Annotated in this window: 2 protein-coding genes and 1 pseudogene; 1 reads left to right on the top strand and 2 read right to left on the bottom strand. The window is 65.7% G+C overall.

Translation table 11 applies throughout. The annotated features are described in order from the left end of the window. Both RT424_RS24310 and RT424_RS24315 read right to left on the bottom strand, forming a co-directional pair. Positions 1-888 (bottom strand): annotated as a pseudogene (locus RT424_RS24310) (F0F1 ATP synthase subunit alpha); the annotation flags it as partial. A gap of 13 nt (positions 889-901) precedes the next feature. Further along, on the bottom strand, positions 902-1,456 hold the full coding sequence (locus RT424_RS24315) for a F0F1 ATP synthase subunit delta (protein WP_313443458.1): 555 nt from the start codon (positions 1,454-1,456) through the stop codon (positions 902-904). A gap of 352 nt (positions 1,457-1,808) precedes the next feature. Between RT424_RS24315 and RT424_RS24320 the strand changes: the two genes are divergently transcribed. After that, a partial coding sequence (locus RT424_RS24320; protein WP_313443460.1) for an Ada metal-binding domain-containing protein occupies positions 1,809-2,566 on the top strand: 758 nt, incomplete at its 3' end.

Below are 2,566 nucleotides of genomic sequence, written 5' to 3' on the forward strand. Positions count from 1 at the left end.
GCCCGGATAGGCTTCGCGGCCCGGAGGACGACGCAGCAGCAGCGACATCTGGCGGTAGGCGACGGCCTGCTTGGAAAGGTCGTCGTAGACGATCACGGCGTGCATGCCGTTGTCGCGGAAGAACTCGCCCATCGCGGCGCCGGTGTAGGGCGCGAGGTACTGCAGCGGCGCGGGCTCCGAAGCGGTCGCGGCGATGACGATGGAGTATTCCATCGCGCCGTTTTCTTCGAGCTGGCGAACGATCTGCGCGACGGTCGAGCGCTTCTGGCCGACGGCGACGTAGATGCAGTAGAGCTTCTTGCTCTCGTCGTCGCCCGCGTTGGCTTCCTTCTGGTTGATGAAGGTGTCGATGGCGACGGCGGTCTTGCCGGTCTGGCGGTCACCGATGATCAGTTCGCGCTGGCCGCGGCCCACGGGAACGAGCGCGTCGATCGCCTTGAGGCCGGTCTGAACGGGTTCGTGCACCGACTTGCGCGGGATGATGCCGGGCGCCTTGGCTTCGACGCGGGCGCGCTTCTCGGCGACGATCGGGCCCTTGCCGTCGATCGGGTTGCCGAGAGCGTCCACCACGCGGCCCAGCAGGCCCTTGCCGACGGGAACGTCGACGATGGTGTTGGTGCGCTTGACGCTGTCGCCTTCCTTGATCTCGGCGTCCGAGCCGAAGATCACGACGCCGACGTTGTCGGCTTCGAGGTTGAGCGCCATGCCCTGAACGCCGTTGGCGAACTCGACCATTTCGCCGGCCTGGACCTTGTCGAGGCCGTGGATGCGGGCGATGCCGTCACCGACCGACAGAACCGAGCCGACTTCGGAAACCTGGGCTTCGGTGCCGAAGCTGGCGATCTGGTCCTTGATGACCTTCGAGATTTCTGCTGCGCGGATATCCATTGTTCTGCCTTTCTTAGCCCTTCATGGCCTGGGCGAGCGAATTGAGACGAGTGCGGATCGAGCTGTCGATACGCTTGGACCCGATGGTGACGACGAGGCCGCCGAGCAGGTCGGGATCGACGCTGGTCTTGACCTTGACCTTGCGACCCTCGCGCAGTTCCAGCTTCTGGCGCAGTTCCTCGACCTGCTGGTCGGTCAGCGCGTGCGCCGAAGTGACCTCGGCGGTCGATTCACCGCGCTGCGCGGCGGCGATCGAGGCGAAGGCGCGAATGATATCGGGCAGGGCGAAGAGGCGGCGGTTGGCCGCGAGCACGCCCAGGAAATTCTTCGTCAGCGGCGCGAGGCCAAGCACGTCGGCAACGGCTTCGATGGCCTTGCCGGCAGCCTTGCGGCTGACTTCTGGGTTGCGAATCAGCTCTGCCAGATCGCCGCTTTCGCGGACAGCGAGGCCGATCTTCTCGAGGTCGGATTCGACCGTCGTTACGGTGCCGTTCTCGCTGGCAAGATCAAACAGCGCCGAAGCGTAGCGTCCTTGCAAGCTGGCCTTGATGCCGCCGGAATTCTCCACGCGTGTCCTATCCTTACATCGGGTGGGCTGGGACACTTTGGGGCGCACGACAATGACGTGCCCCCCGGCCCGCAGACGGGGCGCGCATAGCGACGATAGTGTCATGATGCAAGCTGTGGGAGGCTGGCTGGGGACAACGAGCGGGAAAGCGCTTTAAAAGCAAGGGGCGGGAAGTATCGCTTGGGCGGCGGTTGCTAAGGTCGTGACAAACGATGGAGCGGAGTTTGCCATGACGTATCGAATCGACGATGCCTTGGGATCGCCATATACCGCCGATGCGATATACGGCGGTGAGGCGATCGGGAGCATGCCGGAAGAAGGCGGGCCGGAAGAAGATTGGCGGAGGAGCCAGATGAGCAGGAGCGAGAGCGGTGTGAGCGACGACCGCGCCTGGCAGGCCGTCGAGGCGCGAGACCGCACCTTCGACGGGTGCTTCGTTACGGGCGTGCTGACGACGGGGATCTATTGCCGTCCGTCCTGCTCGGCGCGGCATCCCCGGCGCGAGAACGTGCGCTTCTTCGCCGATGCCGGCGCGGCGGAGCGGTTCGGCCTGAGGGCATGTCTGCGGTGCCGACCCAACGACGTATCGCGCGACGAGGAAGCGGTGGCGGCTGCGCTGCGGGTTCTGGATGGGGACGAGGAGAAAGCGCCGGGTCTGACCGAGCTGGCCGAGGCGGTCGGCTATAGCCCGACGCATTTCCAGCGCGTGTTCAAGCGCTCGGTGGGGCTCTCGCCGTCGGAATATCTCAGGGCAAGGCGTGTCGAGCGGGCGGCGAACGCGATGAGTGACGGCGCAAGCGTGACCGAGGCGATCTACGAGGCCGGGTTCGGCGCAAGTTCGCGGTTCTACGAGGCTAGCGAGGGCAGGCTGGGCATGGTGCCTTCGGCCTGGCGCAATGGGGGAAAAGGAGTCACGATCCATTGGGCCGTGGTGCCGACCAGTCTCGGACGGATGCTGGTTGCGGCGACGGAGAAGGGGGTCTGCCGCCTTTCCTTCGACGAAGGGCGCGATGACCTTGCAGGGCGGTTCCCCAAAGCGGAGCTGATCGAGGGCGGGGCGGCATTCGAGAGCCTGCTCGCCAGCGTGGTCGCGGCGGTCGAGCAGCCGGG

It is taken from the genome of Novosphingobium sp., from assembly GCF_032093395.1.
Classification (GTDB): Bacteria; Pseudomonadota; Alphaproteobacteria; order Sphingomonadales; family Sphingomonadaceae; genus Novosphingobium.